This is a genomic window from Campylobacter concisus (genome assembly GCF_902460705.1).
Taxonomy (GTDB): Bacteria; Campylobacterota; Campylobacteria; order Campylobacterales; family Campylobacteraceae; genus Campylobacter_A; species Campylobacter_A concisus_Z.
On record NZ_CABPUP010000001.1, the window covers coordinates 788,647 to 808,538 of the forward strand.

The following is a 19,892-nucleotide window of genomic DNA, read 5'->3' on the forward strand; positions in this document are numbered from 1 at the left end:
TCTTGACCTAAAGTTAGCAAATTTCTCTTGAAGCAAAGAAGAAATTTATCTCATTCACAGCATTTTCTAGGCTGTCACTTCCGTGAACTGCATTTGCATCAATACTATCAGCAAAATCAGCTCTTATAGTGCCAGGAGCTGCTTCTTTTGGGTTAGTTGCACCCATTAGCTCGCGGTTTTTAGCAACTGCATTTTCACCCTCTAAAACTATAACTACAACTGGTCCGCTTACCATAAAATCAACTAAATCATTGAAAAAAGGTCTATCTTTGTGAACTGCGTAAAACGCTTTTGCATCGCATTTGCTAAGCTTGATTTTCTTTGTAGCTGCGATCCTTAGGCCGTTACTTTCAAATCTATCTATAATTTTTCCAACAACATTTTTCTTAACAGCATCAGGCTTAATAATAGAAAGTGTTCTTTGCATAAATTTTCCTTAAATCTAGGTTATTTAAATTGAAGTTGGCAATTATATCAAATAAAGCTTAAAAATAAAATAGGCTCAATTTGAGCCTAAAAATTTATAAATATAAATTTATTGAATAACTGGAATAGAGCCATTGCGTGCATCAGCACCGATCTGATCGCGCGAAGGTTGTCCTGCTACAACAGCGTCCCATACGATACAACCATCAGTTGGACAGGCAGATGCACAGGCTGGCTCATCATTATAGCCTACGCACTCAACGCATTTATTTGAATAAACATAGTATGTATCTGCTCCAGTTGGGTTGTCGCTATCATCAACGATAGCTGAAACTGGGCATTCATCAATACATGAACCACAGCTTATGCATATATCAGTTATTTTTACAGACATTTTTTCTCCTTAGATTAAAATTTGGCGTAGAATATCAAAAAAAGCTGAAAATGATATAAATAAGCCCTTAAATTTAACTACGATCTTAAATTTTAGAAAAACTACTTTATAAATCTTTTATCACTTTTAGACTAAATTTACAGATTAAAATTTTAAAAAGGTTGTATAAATTTAATGAACGATATTATTGAAATAACTGGTGCAAGAGAACATAACTTAAAAAATATTAATCTCAAAATTCCAAAAAATAAATTAGTGGTTTTTACCGGTCTTAGCGGAAGCGGCAAAAGTACGCTAGCCTTTGATACACTCTATGCTGAGGGGCAAAGGAGATACATGGAGAGCCTCAGCAGCTATGCTAGGCAGTTTTTAGACCGTGTGGGTAAGCCTGATGTTGATAAGATCGAGGGTTTAACGCCTGCTATTGCGATCGATCAAAAGACGACTTCTAAAAATCCTCGCTCAACAGTCGGTACGATTACAGAAATTTATGACTATCTAAGGCTCTTATATGCAAGAGTTGGCGTGCAACACTGCCATAAATGTGGTAAACCTATCTCAAAAATGAGTGCAAGCGATATCATAAACGAAATCTCAAAGCTCCCACTTGGTGCAAAAGTGATCATCTATGCGCCGCTAGTGCGTGAGAAAAAGGGCACATGGGCGGACTTGATCGAAAATTTACGCCAAAAAGGCTTTGTAAGAGCACAAATAGATGGCGTGGTGGTGAGGCTTGACGAGGAGATCGAGCTTGCAAAAACGAAAAAACACACGATAAAGGTCATCGTTGATAGGATCGCTATCGATGAGCAAAATCACGAACGCCTTGCAAGCGACGTGGAAAAAGCGCTAAATGAGAGCTTTGGCGAGGTCGAGATAGAGATTGCAAATGCTGATGAACTAGGACTTAAAGAGAGTTTTATACATTACAGCGAGCACATGGCTTGTTTTGATTGTAAAATTTCATTTACTCCGCTTGAGCCGCTTAGCTTTAGCTTCAACTCACCAAAGGGTGCTTGCGAGCACTGTGACGGACTTGGTATAAGATATAGCCTAGATATGAGCAAGATCATCGACGAGGAAAAGTCGATAGAAAATGGCGCGATCAAGCTACTTTACGGCTATAACATGAGCTATTACTATAAATTTTTACTTGCTTTTTGCGAGCAAAATGGTATCGATATCAAAAAGTCATATTATGAGCTTAGCGAAGATGAAAAGAGGCTCGTTTTATATGGAAATGTCAAAGAAGTTGAGTTTTTTTGGAAGCGAAATAAATTGCTTAGAAAATTTGATGGTGTAGTTAAAATTTCACATGGACTTTTGAAGGATTACAAAGACTTTGACGAGTATATGAGCGAGAAAATTTGTGACGCTTGTAACGGTCACAGACTAAAGCCTCAAAGCTTAGCGGTCAAGGTCGCTGGCCTTGGGCTTGGTGAAATTTTAGATATGAGCATAGAAAACTGCACCGCTTTTTTCTCGAATGAGAAAAATTTCGCCTATCTTAGCGACTATGACAAGGCGATCGCAAAGCCTATCTTAAAAGAGATCAACGAGAGGCTTTTCTTTTTGTATGACGTGGGGCTTGGCTATTTGTCACTTGGACGTGATGCTAGGACGATCAGTGGTGGCGAGGCACAGCGCATCAGGATAGCGAGCCAGATAGGAAGCGGGCTAAGTGGCGTCATGTATGTGCTTGATGAGCCAAGTATTGGCCTACACGAGCGAGATACGCTAAAGCTCATAAAGACGCTTAGAAATTTACAAGCCAAAGGCAACTCCGTAATCGTCGTCGAGCATGATAAAAAGACGATAGAGGAGGCTGATTTTATCGTAGATATCGGTCCTGGAGCTGGTAAATTTGGCGGTAGCGTGGTCTTTGCAGGCACAGCAAAAGAGCTTTTAGGCTCAGACACTCAGACTGCACAATACATAAATGGCAAGAAAAAGATCGACTATCAAAAAAATAGAAAAGCCGAGAAGTGGCTTGAAATTTCAAATGTAAATATCAACAATATCTCAAATTTAACCGCTAAATTTCCGCTTAGAAACCTTGTGGGCATCACTGGCGTTTCAGGATCTGGTAAGAGCTCGCTAATACTTCAGACCTTGCTCCCGGAGGCACAGGAGCAGCTAAATAGAGCTAAAAAGGTGAAAAAAATAGCTGGGGTAAATTTAAGTGGACTTGAGAATCTAGACAAGGTGATCTATCTTGATCAAAGCCCAATCGGCCGCACTCCACGCTCAAATCCAGCGACATATACTGGCGTGATGGATGAGATAAGAAATTTGTTTGCTCAGACCAAAGAAGCTAAACTTAGAGGCTATAAAATAGGGCGTTTTAGCTTTAATGTCAAAGGTGGGCGCTGCGAGAAGTGCCAAGGCGAGGGTGAGATCACGATCGAGATGCACTTTTTGCCTGATATCAACGTGGTTTGTGACGTTTGCAACGGCGCTAGATATAACGCCCAAACCTTGGAAATTTTATACAAGGGCAAAAACATCGCCGAAGTACTAAATATGAGCATAGATGAGGCGGTTGAGTTCTTTAAGGCTGTCCCAAAGATCGCTTCAAAGCTCACTACGCTGCAAGACGTGGGGCTTGGCTACATCACGCTTGGACAAAATGCAGTCACACTTAGTGGTGGTGAGGCGCAGCGCGTAAAGCTAGCAAAAGAGCTTAGTAGAAGTGACACTGGAAATACGCTTTACATCCTTGATGAGCCAACGACAGGACTTCATTTTGCAGATGTTGATAGGCTGGTAAAGGTGCTAAATCACCTGGTCGATCTTGGAAATTCAGTCTTTGTGATCGAGCATAATATGGATGTTATCAAAAACTGCGACTATATCGTAGATATGGGACCAGAAGGCGGTGCAAAAGGCGGTAAAGTGATAGCGTGCGGCAGCGTCAAAGAGGTGGCTAAAAACTATAAAAAAACTGGCAGCTACACAGGGGAATTTCTAGCGCAAGAGCTTGAGGAAATGAAGAAAAAATAAAAAATTTGCCTCAACCGTTTCTTTATACAATTTAAAACGGTTGAGGCGTGTTGGAGCGTTAGCTAATTTTTAAGGTCGATTTTTCATCTATCGCACTTAAAGCTAGGGCCCAAAATAGTAGCATTAAAAGTGCATTTTCATGATGAAATGTTGTATTTGCAAGTGAAATTATATTATTAGCCATAAGCATTAAAAGTGCAAGAAAAACTATGCTATTTTGTCTAAAATTTTTAATGAATTTTATAAAGAGTAATAGTTGAAATACCAAATATGCAAACAAGGCAACGACGCCCTTTTCTGTTAAAAATGTTAAAAAGGTATTGTGTGCGTGACTAACATGAACTTCAACATTGCCTGGAAAATATTTTGTTATATCAATGATCTTAAACTCACCAGAACCTATCCCAAATAAAGGGTGTTCTAACCACGTATAAAACGCGCTAGCAAAGATCGGATATCTAGTCTCTGATCCAGTGACCCCCTTTGTTAGTTGACTATAAAATCTTTGATCTTGAGTAATATTCGTTGATATATATATATAAGAAATAGCTATTATGCTAAACAAAATTATCAAGCCTAATAAAAATTTTATTTTTATCTGTTTATTTAAAATTTCAAAAAGTAAGTAAGTAAAAATAATGATTGGTAAAAGATACATTGTAGCTCTAGAGCCAGCTATCATTATTCCAAGGACGCAAATTCCGGCAACACTTATGCCTATATACTTTTCAAAAATTTCTTTGCTATTTATCGAAACTAATGCTACACAAAAAACTAGCAGCATAAAAATAGCGCTATGATTTACGTGTCCTATTGATTTAAGCTCAAAAAGTGCTAAAGGATCATTTGAAGTGAATTTTTCTACACAAGCAGGGATAAATGCAGCAATCAAACCAGCAAATAAGGCAAAAAATAAAAATTTAAAATTTATTTTTTCTACGCCGACACTTCTGGCTACAAAGAAAAATAGCATACACCTTAGCGGATCAAGCGCTCTTGATGCAGAAACTCCATTTACAAGGCAACTTATAAAAGTAGCCAAAACAAAGATAAAAAGCGAGATATTTATGAGATCAAATTTAAATTGCTTTTTTTCTTTGACGCAAATATAAATTCCAACCAATACAAAAAGTGTAAGTGAAATTTGCTTTAAGCCCTCAGTTACTGGCAGTGTAAATAAGACAATAACTAAAAAGAGATTGTAGAGCTTAGACACAATATCGTTTTTCATGCAGATCCTTTAAATTTTAAGTGGGCATTTTATCATTGCTGAACTAAAAATAATATACAATTAAACAAAAATTAAAAGGAAGTATCGTGCCTGATGTGAAAATAAGCTTTGTAGTGCCCGTTTTTAACAAAAAGGAACACATTAAGGATTGTTTAAATTCACTTATATCTCAAGATATGGATGATATTGAGATTATAGTTATTAATGATGGAAGTACTGATAATACGCTAGAAATATTAGAAGAATATAAAGATAAAATAATATTAAAAACAAAGAGCAATGCCGGTGTTAGCGCTGCCAGAAATGACGGTATATTGCTAGCTAGTGGCAAATATACTATCTGCGTAGATGCTGATGACTATGTGGAAAAAGATTATGCTTCATGCGTTTATGATATTGCAGAAAAATTTGATGCCGACATAGTGATAACAGATATGTGTAAGGTATATGGTCATAAAAAGCTCCTTCTGAGGGATTTTGAGACGAAAGAGGATGGCGTAATAGATAAAAACGAGTATCTAAAAAGGCTTTTAGCCTCAAGGCACAACAAAGTCTTGCATAATGCGGCAAACAAGGCGATTAGGACTAAAATTTTAAAAGAAAATTTATTTCCAGTTGGGATCACGCAAGCTGAAGACTTTCACACTGTAGTGAGAAATGTTATCGCTTCAAAAACTCTTGTAAAGCTAAATAAGACTTTTTATTGCTATAAGATAGGAGACAACAACACTGCTGGCTTTGAAAAATTAAAAGCTGTGATGGATCATAAATTTGTTTATGACGACATAATCTCAATTTTAAAAAACAAAAATTTAGCTCTTGAAATGGTGTCAGATCTAGAGCTTAGAAAGATAAAAAGCGTCTATATGCCAGCTATTTTGGCAAGACCAAATCTTAAAAATAGTAGCTATGTAAAGGCACTTGATCTTTTTTATGCAGATATTGATAGCATCATAAACTCATCTGGTTTTTCAAAGCTTAGACTAAAGCAGAGAATTTTGCTTAAAGTGCTAAAAAATGTAAAATCGTACGAAAATGTATCAAAAATTTTAAAAATCTTTAATACAATAAATGGCTTTTTGTCAAATAAAAAAATGAAAGAATTTAAAGAGTAGAAAATGATAAATATACTTGAGCTTGAAAGCTCTCTTGGATTTGGTGGGCAAGAACACCGTACACAGCGCGTGATAAACGGACTTGATAAGAGTAAATTTAAGGTTTTTTATGGGCTAAATCCTGGCTCAAAAAGCCTTGAAAAGCAGATAGAGTGCGAATTTGTCGAGTTTAATCTCAAAAAGTCTTTTAATATCTTTGAAATTTTAAAAATTTGCAAATTTGTAAAACAAAATAATATAAAAATCATCTCAACGCACTCAGGAAAAGATGGTACCATTGGGGCGATTGTGGGTAAAATTTGTGGCGTTAGTGTGGTTCGTACTAGGCATTTGCAGCTGCCTATAACATCCCCTTTGCCTTATAATCTAAGTACAAAAGTAGTAGGCGTATGTGACTCAGTTTGTGCTGATCTTATCAAAAGAGGCGTGAAAAAAGAGAAGGTACTAAAAATTTACACTGGCATTGATACGCAAAAGTACACACCAGAATTTAAGATAAATATGAAAAAAGAATTTGGCCTAAGTGACGATGTAGTAGGCATTTGTATTGTGGCAGTGCTAAGGGCTGCTAAAAACCACAAGCTCTTAATCGATGCTTTTAGTGAGCTAAATTTAGAAAAGTCAGCCCTTTTCATCGTAGGTGACGGCCCTCAAAATGAGAACCTAAAAGAGTATATAAAAGATAAAAAAAATATCTTTATGCTCGGCAACAGAACCGATGTGAGCGATTTTTTGGGCTCACTTGATATTTGTGTGTTACCTTCAGATATGGAGGCCATCGGTGGAGCGCTACTTGAGGCGTCTTCGTGTAAGCTGGCTACCATCGGAAGCGACGTGGGAGGTCTTGGCGAGGCAGTAAGCGACGGAAAGAGTGGATTTTTATTTCAAAATGGCGATAAAGAGGGGCTAAAAAAAGTGCTTGAAAAGCTTATTTTGGATAAAAATTTAAGAAAACAGATGGGCGAGTTTGGCAGAGAGTACGTAAAAGAAATTTTTAGTATCGAAAAAATGATAGAAAACACTCAAAATTTATATATGGAACTTGCAAAATGAGCGTAACAGTTTTAATGTATCATCATGTGCTTAAAAAAAGCGGGTTTATTGCAAGTAGCGTAGATGAGTTTAGAGATCAGATGAAATTTTTAGCTCAAAATGGCTACAAAACGCTAAGCTCGGCTGAGTTTGTGACATATAAAAAAGGTGAGCTTGGTGTGCCTAAAAAGAGTGTCTTTATCACATTTGATGATGGCTGGAAGGATAATTTCGTCTACGCATATCCTATTATCAAGGAATTTAATCTTAAAGCGACTATTTTTCTAGTTGCTGGCTGGATAGAGCAGGCGAGTAGAAAAAGTGGCGAGTTTATAGAGCTAGATCATAATGAATACAAAAATGCTGCACCAACTAGACCTGAAGATGTCTTTTTAAACTACGAAGAAATAACAAAGATGAAAGAGTGCTTTGACTTTCACTCGCATACTTATACGCATTTTGATGATTATTTTGGTATTTGTGAAATGAAAGAAAATTTTACAAAATGCAAAGAATTTATGTATAAAAATTTTGGCTTTGATGATAAGCTACTTTGCTGGCCAAGAGGTAAATTTAATGATGAGCTAAAAAATGTGGCAAAAAGCGTTGGCTATGAGGTTTTTTTTACAACAAAGCGTGGGATAAATAAATCTGATGGTGTGCTTGATGATATAAGGCGCATAGCTGTAAAAAAAGATGCAAGTTGGCTAAAAAAGACACTATTTATCTATCAAAATGACTTTTTAGGCTCAATATATTCAACACTAAAATCTTAGGAGAAATTTTACTTTGTAAAAATTCTCTCATTTTTAGCAATATGTTTTTCATAAAATCTTGAAATTTTGTATGAGAAATTTTTATTAGATTTTTTAAAAAGAGAATTTATCTTCTCTTTTTGCTTTCTTTGGTTTTCCAAGCTAGAGTTGCCTAGTTCCTCTGGATGAGAAAAGATGTTGCTAAAATACATTTTTAGATCAGTGTTTTTTAGGATCGCTTCCCATTTATCGGCTCCGTAAAGACCATCTTTGTAAAAATCAAGCAGAGCTTTTGCACTCTTTCTTGTTAGAATGTAAGCAGCAGTTCTATATATACTAGCGTATGAGTATGGTGAGATAAGATATAAATTTTCTTTTATTTTTTTGCCAAAAGCACGAAATCTACTATTTAAACCATCTTGCACACCACATATTAAAATGCTATCACTACTTATATCTTTGCATAGCAAAAAGGCCTCATTTATTAATTCGTCATTTCCAATAACATCATCCTCTAATATTAAAGTAAATTCTGCGTCGCCTTGTAAAAAATCCTCATAAGCTTTTATGTGTGACATTGTGCATGCTAGCTCACCTGGTGTCGCAATTAATGGTGGTATTTTAAATTTATAATCTTCATTGCAAGATTTTAATAAGCAATCTATCATTGCATTGTAATACTCATTTACACTAAAATTTTTAGCATCAACCGCATCTATTATTTTAAATTCATCATATCTTTTAAATTGTCTTTGTAAATTTTGCCTTCGCTCTTCATCTCTTTTTAATGATATTACATAGATGGGATTATTCATTTTTTGCTCCAACTTTTGAGTCAAATTCTAACTTGACTTTATATGCAAGGCCTGCTAGATCAAGCTCTTTTTTGTTTATATGCTTTTGGGTGTTGATTAAATCGTCACTAGAATTTCTTTTATAAATTCCAGCGATTCGAGCTTCTTCATCAGCGTTTAAAATACAAAGAATGTCACATTTACTTATACGTAAAAGTGGGTTTGCGCTTACGTATATTACGACTTTTACGAATAGCATGATAAATTTAAAAAATGGTTTTAACTCATCTTGATGATCACTTTTGATTTTTATCTTTGGACGAGCTATAAATAAATTTAGGCTCATTACATCATCATCGATTACAGCGATTTGATAAGGTTTAAAGTTTTTAAATCCATTTTTTCTAATTTGCTTTGCAAGTGTGCTTTTGCCACTACCATGAAGCCCAGTAAGAGCGATTAAGGCCTGTTTTTTATCTTTTAAAATTTCTTTACAAGCCTCATTTAATGCTTCAAGCATTATTTATAGCCTCTATTTCTAAAATTTGAATATAAATTTCCTAGTATTGGAGTCGAATATATAAAAAGCTTCTTTTTAACTCTAAAAATGTAGTCACTCTCGCTCTTCGCATTGTTTGATATATCGATACGTCTTATCTTAAATTTATCATCTCCTACGCAAAATCCGCCATCTATCACGCTAAAAGCAAAGTCATAATAATCTCTCACGACTTTTAGTGAAAGCTCGTTAAAGTGCCCTTTGGGAAAGCAAAACCCAAATTCTTTTTTTTTAGGAAATAGCTCTTTTATCTTAGCAAGCGAGCTAGAAAATTCCTCTCTTAATTTTACTTCATCGTTACTTTTGCAAGAAAAGTGGCTTGCTGTATGGCTATCAAACTCAAAAAGTTCGCTCTCTTGCATCTGCCTGATCTCGTCTAAATTTAAAAAATACTCCGCATCTTTATCATAATCGATCTCTTTATGTTTTTTAAATGCAAAGTCGTAATCTTGCCTTTTAAAATCCTTGATCTTATCTGTTATCAAAAAGCACACAGCTGGAATTTTTAGCTCTTTTAGGATAGGAAATGCAAATTTATAATTATCAAAATATCCATCATCAAAAGTTAGTAAAATACTCTTTTTTGAAGCTTTTGCTCGGCCACTAGTTATATCTTTAAACTGGCTGTAGTTTATAAATTTATAGCCCTCATTTAACGCCATCAAAAGCGCCTTTTTAAATAGCTCTGGTTTAATGGCAAAGTCGTTTTCATTGTTATTGCAGTGATGCATCGTTAGCACGCAAACTGGGTAGTTCATTTTTGCTCCAGTAAATTTTTAATAGCCTCTTTTAGCGTCTTATGGCTAAAGTTTTCATCCACAAATTTAAAGGCATTTTGTGAGTAAATTTTGGCTTTTTCAGGCTCATTTATCAGCTCCAAAATGCACTCTTTTAGTGAAATTTCATCTAAATTTCTAGCACAAAGCCCACGCTCTCTATCTTTAATTAGCACGTTCATCGGGGCGTTATCATAGACTACGACTGGCACTTTTGAGCTCATTGCCTCAAGTAAGACCGTACCAAGCCCTTCAGAGTGCGAGGCAAATACGTAGATATCAAAGCTTTTTATAACATTTGCCGCGTCATTTCTAAAGCCGGTGAAGATGGTCTTGTCTTTTTCATCAAACATAGAGGCGATCTGCTCTCTTGTGCCGTCGCTAATGTTGCCAGAAAAAACAATAGTCGCATCCTTTGTCTTTAAAATTTCTTTTGCAGCACTTGCAAAGTCAAAGACACCTTTCTTGCGGTAAAACGAAGTAAATGTACCGATAACTAGCTCATCTTGAGATATATTAAACTCATCTCTAAATGTGCTTTTTGTAGCATCTATCGCCTCCACATCGACCGTGCTTGGCATAAAAAAGAGCCTATCTTTGCTAACGCCGATGCTTAGAAGATACTCTTTGACACTATCTGAGATGTATAAAATTTTATCAAATAGCTTTTTGTGCATGAGTTTTGAGAGAAAGCCTTTTATAGGAAAAAGATTATGCCTTTCCTTGTAAAATTTAACGCCTTTCCTTCTGTAAAATAGCCCAGCAATTGCCCCAACCCAGCTATCAGTAGAGCCGTGTGTGATCAAGACATCTATCTTGTTCGAGCTTATTGCTTCGCAAAGTGCTGGTACGCTTTTATGAAAATTTTTCTTATTCATCTCTTGTGCTATAACACTAAAGCCTTCTTCTTTTGCAATGCTTTCTATCTGAGAGTTTGGGTTGCAAAAAAGTATGACATTGTGACCCATCTCACGCATAAAACGCATCTCGTTTAGCGTCTTGTTTTGCTCACCACCCCAGTTAAAAAGTGTCTGCGTGTGAAGAATGTTCATCTGCCTATCCTAAAATTTCTTTTATTTTGGCTTTTATTTTTGGCATTTCGTCGCTAAAATCCATCAATGTCTTTTCTATGCCATACTTTGCTATGCCCTCTTTATCGCAAGGCACAAAGTCCCAGTCTTTTTGATAAACAGTATGTTTGCCCATGCTTTGGATTCCATTTTGCGCTGTGTAGCCATTTTCCATGAGTGAGTTATCCCAAGGTCCCCACTCAAAAGCATTGCTTGGACCAAAAAAGGCTATGACTGGCACATCATTAGCAGCGGCAATGTGCATGATGGCGGTATCAACACCGATAAAAAGGCTTGAACTCTTTGAGAGGGCGATAGTTTGTTTTAAGCTTAGTTTGCCACCTAAATTTATAGGCTCACTTTTGCAAATTTTTAGCACACTTGCAAGCTTTTCAAGCTCGTTTTCTTTGTTGTCGCTTGTTAGCACGACTTTTATGTTTAGCTCATTTTCGCAGTAGTCTATGAGCTCTGCCATGCTCTCATCGTTTGCACATTTAAACATCCAGCGACTCGTTAGATGCATGTGTACAAAGTGTTTTGGTAAATTTAGATGATCCACGCTCTTATCTGAAAATACACCTACCTTTTTACTCACTGGTTCAAATCCTAAAGCTCTTAGCGCGTTTAAATTTAGATCGACCGTGTGAGAAAAATTTTCGTAGTATTTTGCCTTTACGCTTAAGAGATTGTTTATTGCCTCGTGCTTGCTCAAAAAGCCAACTATTTTTTTGATCTTTGCATATTTTGAGATGATCACACCGCGATCGCCAGTGGTCGTTTGTATCGCCATGTCATACTTCTCTTTTTTGATCGCTCTTATAAATTTTAGCTCTGTGCCGAGCTTTTTAAAAAAGCCAGAATTTGCACTTTGTCTATCGTAAATGTGAATTTTATTTATGTAAGGATTTCCTTCGATCATCGCTTCTGTGCCTTTGTTTAGAGCAAAGTCGATGGTTGCATCTGGGTAGTAGTGGTGCAAATTTTCAATGAGCGGCGTGGTTAAAAGCACGTCGCCGATATTTCTAAATTTAATTACAAGTATTTTCATTTTATATATTTCCAAAATGTGTACTGAGCGTAAAGTCTGGCTATGACGTAGCCAGTAAAGCCCTCTTTAAAGCCACCTTTTAGCACATAAAGCTTAAAAAATGTCCACGCTGGGCTTGTTAGAGCTTTAAATAAATTTCTCTTTGCACCCATACTTGAGTAGCGATTTTGCTTAGCTATAAACTGCTCGATGCTCTCATATGCATAGTGTAAGAAGTGATTTTTAAGCACTCCAAGCTTTTGTGTGCTGTCATTTAAAACGACCTTTTCATGCACGGCTCTGCCGTCAAATTTGGTAAAATTTTTGTTAAAAAGCCTCACCGTGTAGTCTGGATAGAGCCCCATATTTTTGATCGCTTTGCCAAAGAAAAAATTTAGCCTAGCTACGTTGTAAGCCATAAATTTTGGCTCTTTTAATGTATCTATGATCTCGTTTTTAAGTTCATCCGTGATCACCTCATCGCTATCAAGCACAAAGACCCACTCATTTTTAGCTAGATCCACGCCCTTTTGCTTTTGCGCGCCAAATCCAAGCCATACTTGCTCGTAGAATTTAACATTACTAAAATTTTGACAAATTTGCTTTGTACTATCGCTTGAGCCACTATCAACCACAATGACCTCATCCGCAAAATTTGTACTTTCTAGTACTTCTTGCAGATATTTTTGGCTGTTAAAAGTTAAGATAACGACACTTAGCATTTATACTCTTTTTCGTAAAATCTTTTAAAGCGTTTGTGAAACCAAAAGTACTCCTCTGGCCTTGCTCTAACCATCTCTTCGCACGCACTGCACTGCATTTGCGTCGCTTTTTGCACAGCATCTTCTTTGTCAAACGTGCTTATGTCAGTAGGCTGCTCAAAGCAAATTTCATTTAAATTTTCACCTTTTTGGTAGATAAATGCATTTATGATTAAAGCATTTGTCTTTTGCGCTAGCACGCTTGCTGCTGGCGTGTGAAGCACATCTTTGCCGAAAAACCGCACCTTTATGCCATCTTTTGGTGCGGTGTTTTGATCAACTAAAATTCCTACTATTCGCCTAGCTTTTAGCGCTTTTAAGATATCTTTTGCACCGCCATCTTTGTCGATTAGCTCCACATCAAACTGCGATCTGTTGGCTCTTAAAATTTTATCCATGATGCTGCTATCAAGCCTTCTGCCAAGCACTGAAGATGGCCCAAAATGAGCTGCAACTGCTAGGCCAAATATCTCCCACTGCCCAAAATGCGCAGTTGTGACGATGATAGGCCTGCCAGACTTCATCGCATCAAGTAAAAAGTGCTCATTTTTAAAAACAACTTGCTCTAGTATCTTTTGCTTTGTCGTGTTTTGATTTAGGATAAAATTTATACCAAGATATTTTGCAAAGTTGTAGTAACATTTTTTAGCGATCTCTAGCTTCTCTTCCTTGGTTTTTGACTCACCAAATGCAAGATTTAAATTTGTCATAACGATATGAAGTCGCTTTTTATTAAGCTTCATATACGAAAAAGCTAAAAATTTAGCGAGCAAATCTCTAAGTGAGCTAGGTAGTAAAAATATAAAAAACTTTAAAGTATAAAAGCCAGTCAGATAGAGCTTATCCATTTAGTAGCCTTTTTGCAAAATTTGCAACCGTTTCTGGAAAAATCTCTCTTATGCAAAAGTCGTTTTTATCGATACTTCTCGCATCTATTTGCTTGCCCATATCTATAACTAAATTTTTATCCGTGATGTAAGCATTTCTGTGGCTTGGACGGTTACCAAAAAGTGTGATAGAAGGTCTATTTATCGCCCATGCAAGGTGTGTTAGGCCACTATCGTTGCCGATTACCAGATCGCAGCTTGAGATGAAATCTATCATCTCTTTTATGCTTAGCTTTTCAAGTAACTTTGCCTTGGTGTCTGAGATGATCGCCTCAGCCCTTACTTTTTCGCTCTCACTTCCGTAGCAAAGGTAAATTTCGCACTCTTCAAGTAGCCTGATCACATCTTTAAATTTGTTATAAATTTTGCTCTCTTCGCTTGCGAATGCAGCGATTAAAACACGTTTTTTACCACTTTCATTTTTATAAATTTCACTTACTTCAAAGCAAGGCGCTTTTTCTAAAATTTCACTTGCTTCAAAGCTAAAATTTAGAGCGAAAGCCACAAGTGCCAAATTTCTAATGATTATATTTTCGTTGTAATCAATTTTAAATTTATGCCTATAAAGCCTAGCTGCGATCTTTTCTTTGACACTTTCTCTGCTAAATCCATAAGTTTGCTTGCCTATTATTTTTGCGACGACGGCTGATTTAAAAAGCCCTTGCAGATCGATCACTTTGTCAAATTTACTAAGGGTTTTTAGTATCTTGTAACTTTGTTTAAAGCTTTGTTTAAGCGGTAAAACGACTAGCTCGTCGATAAGCGGATGATCTTTTAAAAGGCTTGCGAAACGAGCATCAACCAGCCACGTGATATGGGCATTTGGGTAGTGTTTTTTGATAAACTGAAGCACAATAGCTGCGTGCACGATGTCCCCAAGAGCGGAGAGTTTGACGATGGCTATTTTTAGTTGATTTTTGTTTTGCATTGATCACTTTAGATATAAATTTTTGGTATGATTTTAAAAAAAAATGCTTAAAAAAGGGCTAAAATGGCGAAAAGTTACATCTGTGTCTTTGACTGCGAAACGATACCTGATGCAAATTTGATAAGAAAAATTTATGGCATTGATGGGAGCGATGAAGATGTGAGCGTGCAAGCGATGGCGCTGCAAAAAGAGGCCAGTGGTAGTGAGTTTTTGCCTGTGATGTTTCATAGAGTTGTGGCGATATCTGCTGTTATGGCTGATGAGTACGGCAAATTTTTAAAAGTTAGCACGATGGAGGGCAAAAATGAGCGCGAGATCATCGCTAAATTTTTAAAATTTATAAATGATTATAACCCAAGACTTGTTAGCTTTAACGGCCGTGGCTTTGACCTGCCGATGCTAATGGTGCGTGCGATGCGTTATAACTTAAACGCAGCGGCGTATTACGAGAGCGAAAATAAAGAGCTAAACAAAAACAAATGGGAAAATTATAGGGCAAGGTATTCGCCTAAATTTCACCTTGATCTGCTTGATTTTATAAGCGATTTTGGAAGCGTAAGAGGACTAAAGCTTGACACACTTTGCGCTAGCTTAAATTTACCTGGCAAGTACGACGTGCACGGCGATCAAGTGCTTGAGCTATACTATGCAGGAGAGCTTGATAAGATCAACGAATACTGCGAAAGCGACGTGCTTAATACCTACTGGCTCTTTTTAAAATTCGAGCTTTTACAGGCAAATATCTTGCAAGATGACTATATAAATCACCTAAACGTGATGAGTGAATTTCTAGCCAAAAACTGCGCTCACAGAGGATATACTGAGGTCTTTTGCGCTGCGATAAGCGACGAGCTAGCTAGACTTAATGGCAAGCTTGATTACGAGATAAAGATCCAAAAAGAAGACGATGAAGAATTTGATGATTTTAGCGATCTTGATGGTGTGAAAGATACGCCAGAGCAGCTAAATGAGCGTTTGGCAAGACAAGGGCTTGATGGACTTTTAAAAAAAGCTAGCGAGGTTGCGTCAGCTGTCAAAAAAGATAAGAGCTTTATCGAAGAGAAACTACCTGAAATAAATTTGGACGAAGAGTAGAAATTCTACGCTTTTAGGCCGTAAAATATCTTTTGCTGCCCTATGGAATTAATATCCTGATCCACGGAATATCACGGATATTCAAATCCAAATTCATACTCTTTTAAAACTCCATTAGAAAAGATGAATTTCTCGTAGTAGAGTGGCATATCAAATTCTTGTAAGAGTTTGCTTTCATTTTGCTCAGTGATGTAGGTGACAATAGAGGTGGCATTTTCTTCTTGCAGATCGTTTGGCTTACCTAGCTTCTTTAAAATTTGCTCTTGTTTATCACCAAGTTTGATACCAGAATTTGTAGTGAAATCTTTTATTATATTTGCTTTTCGCAAAATATTTCTGATACTAATTGGATCATCTATGACTGTTAAGTTACCTTTACCTCACTATCTTCTATTTATTTGAATTTTCCGGTCGATATTCTAGTGGCTTTGCTAAGTATTAAGAGCTCAAAAACATATAAATTTTGTACTATAAATATATTTACTTTTTAATATGTTGCTCAAATTACCTAGTTACTGCTTATTTTTCATAAAATTTTTTCTCATGTCATTAAGAATTTTTGGAGTGATTTGATTTATATAAAGTCTATCGTCTTTATCATGATTCGTATAGTAATTTTCTACTTTACTAATCTTTTCATCGTTTGTAGTTTCATCTATATATCCAAATTTCCAAGTATACTCATACAAATAAAATTCCGAGACTAATTTTTTAAAAAGTATATAAAAGTCTACTATATTTTCGTCTCTGTCTTGGGTTCCGCCTTTAAACTCAACTGTATTACCATTAGCTGTAACGCTCCACATAGACATATCGTCGTAACAAAAACTCCATTTTTTCATTTTCTCTTTGTAAATAATGGCACACTCTTTTATGTCTATTGCTCGACCCAGATTGTCTTCATTATAATTACGTAAAATCTTTACAGAATAGCTATCGCTACCTATTTTAAAATAATAGTTAGATACGTCTTTGCATTTAAAATTTGGTATTTCATCTTTTTCCATACCATTGAAGGCCAGCAATGATACTAATAAAAGTGCACTATTTAAAAATTTGAAAAATTTCATATTCTATGATCCATCGGTACTATATCCATTAGGATTTTTTATTAGGAATTTTTTTAACAGCATCCGCATCATATTCTATACACTTGTCGTCACATTGAAAATTCAAGACTTTTGTTAGAAGCGAAACAATGATCGAATTTTCTTTTTTTGTTTAACTAATAGCAATTAGTTACATTGCTTCTTGTGTCATTTAAAGAGTAGCTATTGATGACACAAAGATTTTTCTTTTTATTTATTTCTGTAAAAAATACTGATTTTATTTCATCTAGAATGTCTATAATATCAGGTTTTATTAAGGTTTTATCCGTGTTTAAAAGCATCATTTGTATTTTGTTGTTTTGTGTTTTTAAAAACGTAAGCACAGCTAAAGCACCATCTAGTTTTACTGCAACTGGCTTATGGGGTATTGTATTATTGCTATCTATTTTGCATTGCTCATAGTCATCTTTTGTCCATTGGCTTTGAAACTTTTTAGAGATAAACATGCAGTTTATTTCGGCTATATTGGCATTTTTTGAGGCCCAAAAGCGTTTAAATTTATGACTATTAAAAAGCTTATTAATAGTATGGTTTTAAATTTAATCTTTTATCCTTTGTAAATTTATTAGTCAGGTAAATTCTTGGATGTAAATTTATAAACATCTACGCTACCGTCTTTTTCCTCATATAGCCATAGCTCACAGATATTTTCAGGATTAGTGTCAAATAACTGAACCAAGAGAGTATTTTTGTTTATCCATTTAAAATCAAAGTCATAAGAATAGTTATTTGCATCATAGGTCTTGTATCTTATATTTTTCATACATTCTATGTCTTTTATAGGAGGTTCATAAATAAGAACATTTAAAATCGGCTCTTTATACATATTTAATATTGTATCTCTGCGGTAAGTGACCATACTTTCAACCCAAATTTTCTTTGTAAGCTTTTTACAGTCTTTATTCAAAAACTTTTTAGGTATTGTCTTTTTTCCACAGTTATAATCATAATCATCTGTTGCAAATGATAAATTTACAGCTACAAGTAAAGCTAAGATTATTTTAAAGATTGATTTCATAAATATATCGTTCATTATTAGTCAGGTAAATTTTTAGACGTAAAACTATATACATCTACACCACCATCTTCTTCTTCATATAGCCATAACTCACAGCTTGATTTAGAATATTTATCAGCATGAAAATGTAGTTGTACCAAAAGACTTTTGTTGTTTAACCACTTAAAATCAAAGTCGTAACAAAAATTTTTATTACACTCTTTGTATTTTTGATTTTTTAGATGTTGTATTTCTTTAATTTTTAAGTCGTAGTCGCCATATAAATTTAAAATAGGCTCTTTGTATATATTTAATATAGTTGTTTGACGATAGGAAACCTTGCTTTCATTCCAAATGTCTTTTGATATTGTTTTGCAACCTTGACTCAAAAACTTTTTTGATATTGTCTTTTGCTTCCAGCTATCATAATAATCATCTATATAATTATCTGTTGAAAATGATAAATTTACAGCTACAAGTAAAGCTAAGATTATTTTAAAGATTATCCTCATAATATTTCCTCAAAAGTATTTTTATATCCCTCTTTTAATATCTCAATAGGATCTGCTAAGTCTTTACGTCTTTTAAATTTATTGTTTGGATCATTAGTGACAGTCAAAGCATCACAATAGCTATTAAAAATTTTTTATTTTCATAGTAATATCCTATTTCTTCGGCTTTGAAAAAAAGTAGAAAAATAAGCAAATAAAAGAAAATCTAAAAACCACTATACTTTATATCTTTTTAAATTTATTTTGATCGCTGCAATTCTTTAAAATACTCTTTTGATATAAGCATATTTTTTGGTATCCATTCCTTTTTGTTTAATGTCTCACACTCTTCAAAATTTACTATAGCTCTTTTGTTTTCATCGGCATCTATTCGTAGTGCTAGGTAGCATCCATTGCCTTCATATATGTATTCATCTGCAAAGTAGGCTACTTTCTCGCCATATTCGTCATCATCTGTCTCTGGGTCAAGATCTATATTTTTATTCCTGGCTACTCCAGATATTTTTACAATATCTTTATATGCGTTATTTTCATAGGTTAGACTAAATTTGATCTTATCTTTTGCTATCTGCTTTGTACTTAAATCTATACTTATGGTATCTGTTTTGTATGTAAAGACTTGTGCAAACGAACCACTACAAAAAAATACTATAAAAAATATAAATAAAATTTTTTTCATCTAGTTTCCTTTATGTTGTCAATATTGCCATTTTCTATAGTAGGTAGACTGTAATTGGGTGTAAAATTTTCCGGATATACAAATGTAAAATTTTTGTTTTTATATATAGAATATCTTACCTCATCTTTTTGGTTACCTCCTAATATTACAAGATTATTATTTTTTGTTACAGCAACAACAAACCCAACATGTCCTGTTCCATTTTTATTAACAATAACTGCTAAACTACCATATGCGGGCTTGTCCAATTTTTTCCCCCAATTTTTCCAGGAGTATGCACCAGCACTATTGGTTCCTTTTATACCAACCTGGGACATTACCCAGTTTACAAAACTGGAGCACCAAGGTGTTTCATCGTCTTTGAAATTTCCTGAAGTAAACGAGTGGTATTCTATGATTTTAGGGTTGTGGTCTTTGCCTGTTATTTCTTTTACTCCTACTTCTTCTCTTGCGATAGCTATCCAAGGCAGCTCTTCTTTTTTTATCTTTATTACCCCAACCCCCTCATCACCATCTTCCCACATACCACTATCTACTCTAGTTAAACTCTTTGATTCATTAAAAGAGTTAATAAATTTATCCATATCCTTTTTATTTAATAAATTTATACCAAGCTTATCATCTTTATCTATATTAGACTGATTATTGCTAGAGCTCTCTTCTTTTGCATAAATTTGATAGCTCTTATTTGTCTTCTCATCACTTTTTAGCTCTTTGCTTAGCTTATCATCTTCATATATAT

At 35.1% G+C, this 19,892-nt stretch carries 23 protein-coding genes; 5 read left to right on the top strand and 18 right to left on the bottom strand.

Annotated features, from left to right (window positions below; all coding sequences use genetic code 11):
* Nucleotides 1-13: 13 nt before the first annotated feature.
* Both ndk and F3G75_RS03845 read right to left on the bottom strand, forming a co-directional pair.
* Nucleotides 14-427 (bottom strand): nucleoside-diphosphate kinase, encoded by a 414-nt coding sequence (gene ndk, locus F3G75_RS03840; RefSeq protein WP_149716606.1) that lies wholly within the window; start codon nucleotides 425-427, stop codon nucleotides 14-16.
* Nucleotides 428-535: 108 nt separating this feature from the next.
* The gene (locus F3G75_RS03845) at nucleotides 536-820 is read right to left on the bottom strand and encodes an NADH-quinone oxidoreductase subunit I (protein ID WP_021091598.1); all 285 of its coding nucleotides are present in this window, start codon (nucleotides 818-820) and stop codon (nucleotides 536-538) included.
* 174 nt (nucleotides 821-994) lie between these two features.
* Here F3G75_RS03845 and uvrA point away from each other — a divergent pair, with 174 nt between their 5' ends.
* Entirely contained in the window at nucleotides 995-3,823 is a 2,829-nt protein-coding gene (gene uvrA / locus F3G75_RS03850; protein ID WP_149716607.1) for an excinuclease ABC subunit UvrA, read from the top strand.
* Nucleotides 3,824-3,881: 58 nt separating this feature from the next.
* Here the strand turns inward: uvrA and F3G75_RS03855 are convergent, their stop codons facing one another.
* Nucleotides 3,882-5,054: an O-antigen ligase family protein gene (locus tag F3G75_RS03855; RefSeq protein ID WP_149716608.1), complete on the bottom strand. Its 1,173-nt coding sequence runs from the start codon at nucleotides 5,052-5,054 to the stop codon at nucleotides 3,882-3,884.
* Between the two features lie 86 nt (nucleotides 5,055-5,140).
* Between F3G75_RS03855 and F3G75_RS03860 the strand changes: the two genes are divergently transcribed.
* The 3 genes from F3G75_RS03860 to F3G75_RS03870 are packed head-to-tail and all read left to right on the top strand — an operon-like array spanning nucleotide 5,141 to nucleotide 7,977.
* Complete coding sequence (locus tag F3G75_RS03860) at nucleotides 5,141-6,169, top strand: glycosyltransferase family 2 protein (protein ID WP_188115383.1); 1,029 nt, start codon at nucleotides 5,141-5,143, stop codon at nucleotides 6,167-6,169.
* A gap of 3 nt (nucleotides 6,170-6,172) precedes the next feature.
* On the top strand, nucleotides 6,173-7,222 hold the full coding sequence (locus F3G75_RS03865; protein ID WP_149716610.1) for a glycosyltransferase: 1,050 nt from the start codon (nucleotides 6,173-6,175) through the stop codon (nucleotides 7,220-7,222).
* On the top strand, nucleotides 7,219-7,977 hold the full coding sequence (locus F3G75_RS03870; RefSeq protein ID WP_149716611.1) for a polysaccharide deacetylase family protein: 759 nt from the start codon (nucleotides 7,219-7,221) through the stop codon (nucleotides 7,975-7,977). The genes F3G75_RS03865 and F3G75_RS03870 overlap by 4 nt, the downstream gene beginning before the upstream one ends.
* An 8-nt stretch (nucleotides 7,978-7,985) precedes the next feature.
* On the opposite strand, the gene F3G75_RS03875 is transcribed toward F3G75_RS03870, so the two are convergent.
* The 8 genes from F3G75_RS03875 to waaC are packed head-to-tail and all read right to left on the bottom strand — an operon-like array spanning nucleotide 7,986 to nucleotide 14,758.
* Nucleotides 7,986-8,771 (bottom strand): glycosyltransferase family 25 protein, encoded by a 786-nt coding sequence (locus F3G75_RS03875; protein WP_149716612.1) that lies wholly within the window; start codon nucleotides 8,769-8,771, stop codon nucleotides 7,986-7,988.
* Nucleotides 8,764-9,270, bottom strand: coding sequence for a nucleoside/nucleotide kinase family protein (locus tag F3G75_RS03880; RefSeq protein WP_149716613.1), 507 nt, complete (start codon nucleotides 9,268-9,270; stop codon nucleotides 8,764-8,766). Before F3G75_RS03880 ends, F3G75_RS03875 begins: the two co-directional genes overlap by 8 nt.
* Entirely contained in the window at nucleotides 9,270-10,067 is a 798-nt protein-coding gene (locus F3G75_RS03885) for a polysaccharide deacetylase family protein (protein WP_149716614.1), read from the bottom strand. The genes F3G75_RS03880 and F3G75_RS03885 overlap by 1 nt, the downstream gene beginning before the upstream one ends.
* Complete coding sequence (locus F3G75_RS03890; protein ID WP_149716615.1) at nucleotides 10,064-11,137, bottom strand: glycosyltransferase family 4 protein; 1,074 nt, start codon at nucleotides 11,135-11,137, stop codon at nucleotides 10,064-10,066. Before F3G75_RS03890 ends, F3G75_RS03885 begins: the two co-directional genes overlap by 4 nt.
* Before the next feature lie 4 nt (nucleotides 11,138-11,141).
* Complete coding sequence (rfaQ, locus tag F3G75_RS03895) at nucleotides 11,142-12,203, bottom strand: putative lipopolysaccharide heptosyltransferase III (RefSeq protein WP_149716616.1); 1,062 nt, start codon at nucleotides 12,201-12,203, stop codon at nucleotides 11,142-11,144.
* A complete protein-coding gene (locus F3G75_RS03900; RefSeq protein WP_149716617.1) occupies nucleotides 12,200-12,904 on the bottom strand; it encodes a glycosyltransferase family 2 protein in 705 nt (234 codons plus the stop codon). Before F3G75_RS03900 ends, rfaQ begins: the two co-directional genes overlap by 4 nt.
* A complete protein-coding gene (locus tag F3G75_RS03905; protein WP_149716618.1) occupies nucleotides 12,898-13,791 on the bottom strand; it encodes a lipid A biosynthesis lauroyl acyltransferase in 894 nt (297 codons plus the stop codon). Before F3G75_RS03905 ends, F3G75_RS03900 begins: the two co-directional genes overlap by 7 nt.
* Nucleotides 13,784-14,758 carry a lipopolysaccharide heptosyltransferase I gene (gene waaC / locus F3G75_RS03910; RefSeq protein ID WP_149716619.1) on the bottom strand — a complete coding sequence of 325 codons (975 nt, stop codon included), beginning with the start codon at nucleotides 14,756-14,758 and terminating at the stop codon, nucleotides 13,784-13,786. The genes F3G75_RS03905 and waaC overlap by 8 nt, the downstream gene beginning before the upstream one ends.
* 63 nt (nucleotides 14,759-14,821) lie before the next feature.
* Here waaC and F3G75_RS03915 point away from each other — a divergent pair, with 63 nt between their 5' ends.
* Nucleotides 14,822-15,853, top strand: a complete 1,032-nt coding sequence (locus F3G75_RS03915; protein ID WP_148821413.1) for a 3'-5' exonuclease — start codon at nucleotides 14,822-14,824, stop codon at nucleotides 15,851-15,853.
* Between the two features lie 71 nt (nucleotides 15,854-15,924).
* Here F3G75_RS03915 and F3G75_RS03920 read toward each other — a convergent pair whose 3' ends face one another.
* The 7 genes from F3G75_RS03920 to F3G75_RS03950 form a co-directional block, all read right to left on the bottom strand.
* Nucleotides 15,925-16,182, bottom strand: coding sequence for a hypothetical protein (locus F3G75_RS03920; RefSeq protein ID WP_199906720.1), 258 nt, complete (start codon nucleotides 16,180-16,182; stop codon nucleotides 15,925-15,927).
* A gap of 183 nt (nucleotides 16,183-16,365) precedes the next feature.
* On the bottom strand, nucleotides 16,366-16,923 hold the full coding sequence (locus F3G75_RS03925) for a hypothetical protein (protein WP_149716620.1): 558 nt from the start codon (nucleotides 16,921-16,923) through the stop codon (nucleotides 16,366-16,368).
* A 155-nt stretch (nucleotides 16,924-17,078) separates the two neighbouring features.
* A complete protein-coding gene (locus F3G75_RS03930; protein ID WP_149716621.1) occupies nucleotides 17,079-17,408 on the bottom strand; it encodes a hypothetical protein in 330 nt (109 codons plus the stop codon).
* Nucleotides 17,409-17,527: 119 nt separating this feature from the next.
* Entirely contained in the window at nucleotides 17,528-17,995 is a 468-nt protein-coding gene (locus F3G75_RS03935; RefSeq protein WP_223154432.1) for a hypothetical protein, read from the bottom strand.
* Between the two features lie 2 nt (nucleotides 17,996-17,997).
* Nucleotides 17,998-18,471, bottom strand: a complete 474-nt coding sequence (locus F3G75_RS03940; protein WP_149716622.1) for a hypothetical protein — start codon at nucleotides 18,469-18,471, stop codon at nucleotides 17,998-18,000.
* A gap of 238 nt (nucleotides 18,472-18,709) precedes the next feature.
* On the bottom strand, nucleotides 18,710-19,150 hold the full coding sequence (locus F3G75_RS03945; protein WP_103628174.1) for a hypothetical protein: 441 nt from the start codon (nucleotides 19,148-19,150) through the stop codon (nucleotides 18,710-18,712).
* A partial coding sequence (locus tag F3G75_RS03950; RefSeq protein ID WP_149716623.1) for an NlpC/P60 family protein occupies nucleotides 19,147-19,892 on the bottom strand: 746 nt, incomplete at its 5' end. The genes F3G75_RS03950 and F3G75_RS03945, both read right to left, overlap by 4 nt.

What these genes read in the sequence shown, in the direction of transcription:
- F3G75_RS03880 (WP_149716613.1), bottom strand. Translation starts at nt 9,270, where the DNA reads ATGCTTGAAGCATTAAATGAGGCTTGTAAAGAAATTTTAAAAGATAAA.
- F3G75_RS03925 (WP_149716620.1), bottom strand. Translation starts at nt 16,923, where the DNA reads ATGAAATTTTTCAAATTTTTAAATAGTGCACTTTTATTAGTATCATTG.
- waaC (WP_149716619.1), bottom strand. Translation starts at nt 14,758, where the DNA reads ATGCAAAACAAAAATCAACTAAAAATAGCCATCGTCAAACTCTCCGCT.
- F3G75_RS03865 (WP_149716610.1), top strand. Translation starts at nt 6,173, where the DNA reads ATGATAAATATACTTGAGCTTGAAAGCTCTCTTGGATTTGGTGGGCAA.
- F3G75_RS03915 (WP_148821413.1), top strand. Translation starts at nt 14,822, where the DNA reads ATGGCGAAAAGTTACATCTGTGTCTTTGACTGCGAAACGATACCTGAT.
- F3G75_RS03945 (WP_103628174.1), bottom strand. Translation starts at nt 19,150, where the DNA reads ATGAAAAAAATTTTATTTATATTTTTTATAGTATTTTTTTGTAGTGGT.
- F3G75_RS03930 (WP_149716621.1), bottom strand. Translation starts at nt 17,408, where the DNA reads ATGTTTATCTCTAAAAAGTTTCAAAGCCAATGGACAAAAGATGACTAT.
- F3G75_RS03935 (WP_223154432.1), bottom strand. Translation starts at nt 17,995, where the DNA reads ATGAACGATATATTTATGAAATCAATCTTTAAAATAATCTTAGCTTTA.
- F3G75_RS03890 (WP_149716615.1), bottom strand. Translation starts at nt 11,137, where the DNA reads ATGAACATTCTTCACACGCAGACACTTTTTAACTGGGGTGGTGAGCAA.
- ndk (WP_149716606.1), bottom strand. Translation starts at nt 427, where the DNA reads ATGCAAAGAACACTTTCTATTATTAAGCCTGATGCTGTTAAGAAAAAT.
- rfaQ (WP_149716616.1), bottom strand. Translation starts at nt 12,203, where the DNA reads ATGAAAATACTTGTAATTAAATTTAGAAATATCGGCGACGTGCTTTTA.
- F3G75_RS03905 (WP_149716618.1), bottom strand. Translation starts at nt 13,791, where the DNA reads ATGGATAAGCTCTATCTGACTGGCTTTTATACTTTAAAGTTTTTTATA.
- F3G75_RS03845 (WP_021091598.1), bottom strand. Translation starts at nt 820, where the DNA reads ATGTCTGTAAAAATAACTGATATATGCATAAGCTGTGGTTCATGTATT.
- F3G75_RS03855 (WP_149716608.1), bottom strand. Translation starts at nt 5,054, where the DNA reads ATGAAAAACGATATTGTGTCTAAGCTCTACAATCTCTTTTTAGTTATT.
- F3G75_RS03900 (WP_149716617.1), bottom strand. Translation starts at nt 12,904, where the DNA reads ATGCTAAGTGTCGTTATCTTAACTTTTAACAGCCAAAAATATCTGCAA.
- uvrA (WP_149716607.1), top strand. Translation starts at nt 995, where the DNA reads ATGAACGATATTATTGAAATAACTGGTGCAAGAGAACATAACTTAAAA.
- F3G75_RS03875 (WP_149716612.1), bottom strand. Translation starts at nt 8,771, where the DNA reads ATGAATAATCCCATCTATGTAATATCATTAAAAAGAGATGAAGAGCGA.
- F3G75_RS03885 (WP_149716614.1), bottom strand. Translation starts at nt 10,067, where the DNA reads ATGAACTACCCAGTTTGCGTGCTAACGATGCATCACTGCAATAACAAT.
- F3G75_RS03940 (WP_149716622.1), bottom strand. Translation starts at nt 18,471, where the DNA reads ATGAGGATAATCTTTAAAATAATCTTAGCTTTACTTGTAGCTGTAAAT.
- F3G75_RS03870 (WP_149716611.1), top strand. Translation starts at nt 7,219, where the DNA reads ATGAGCGTAACAGTTTTAATGTATCATCATGTGCTTAAAAAAAGCGGG.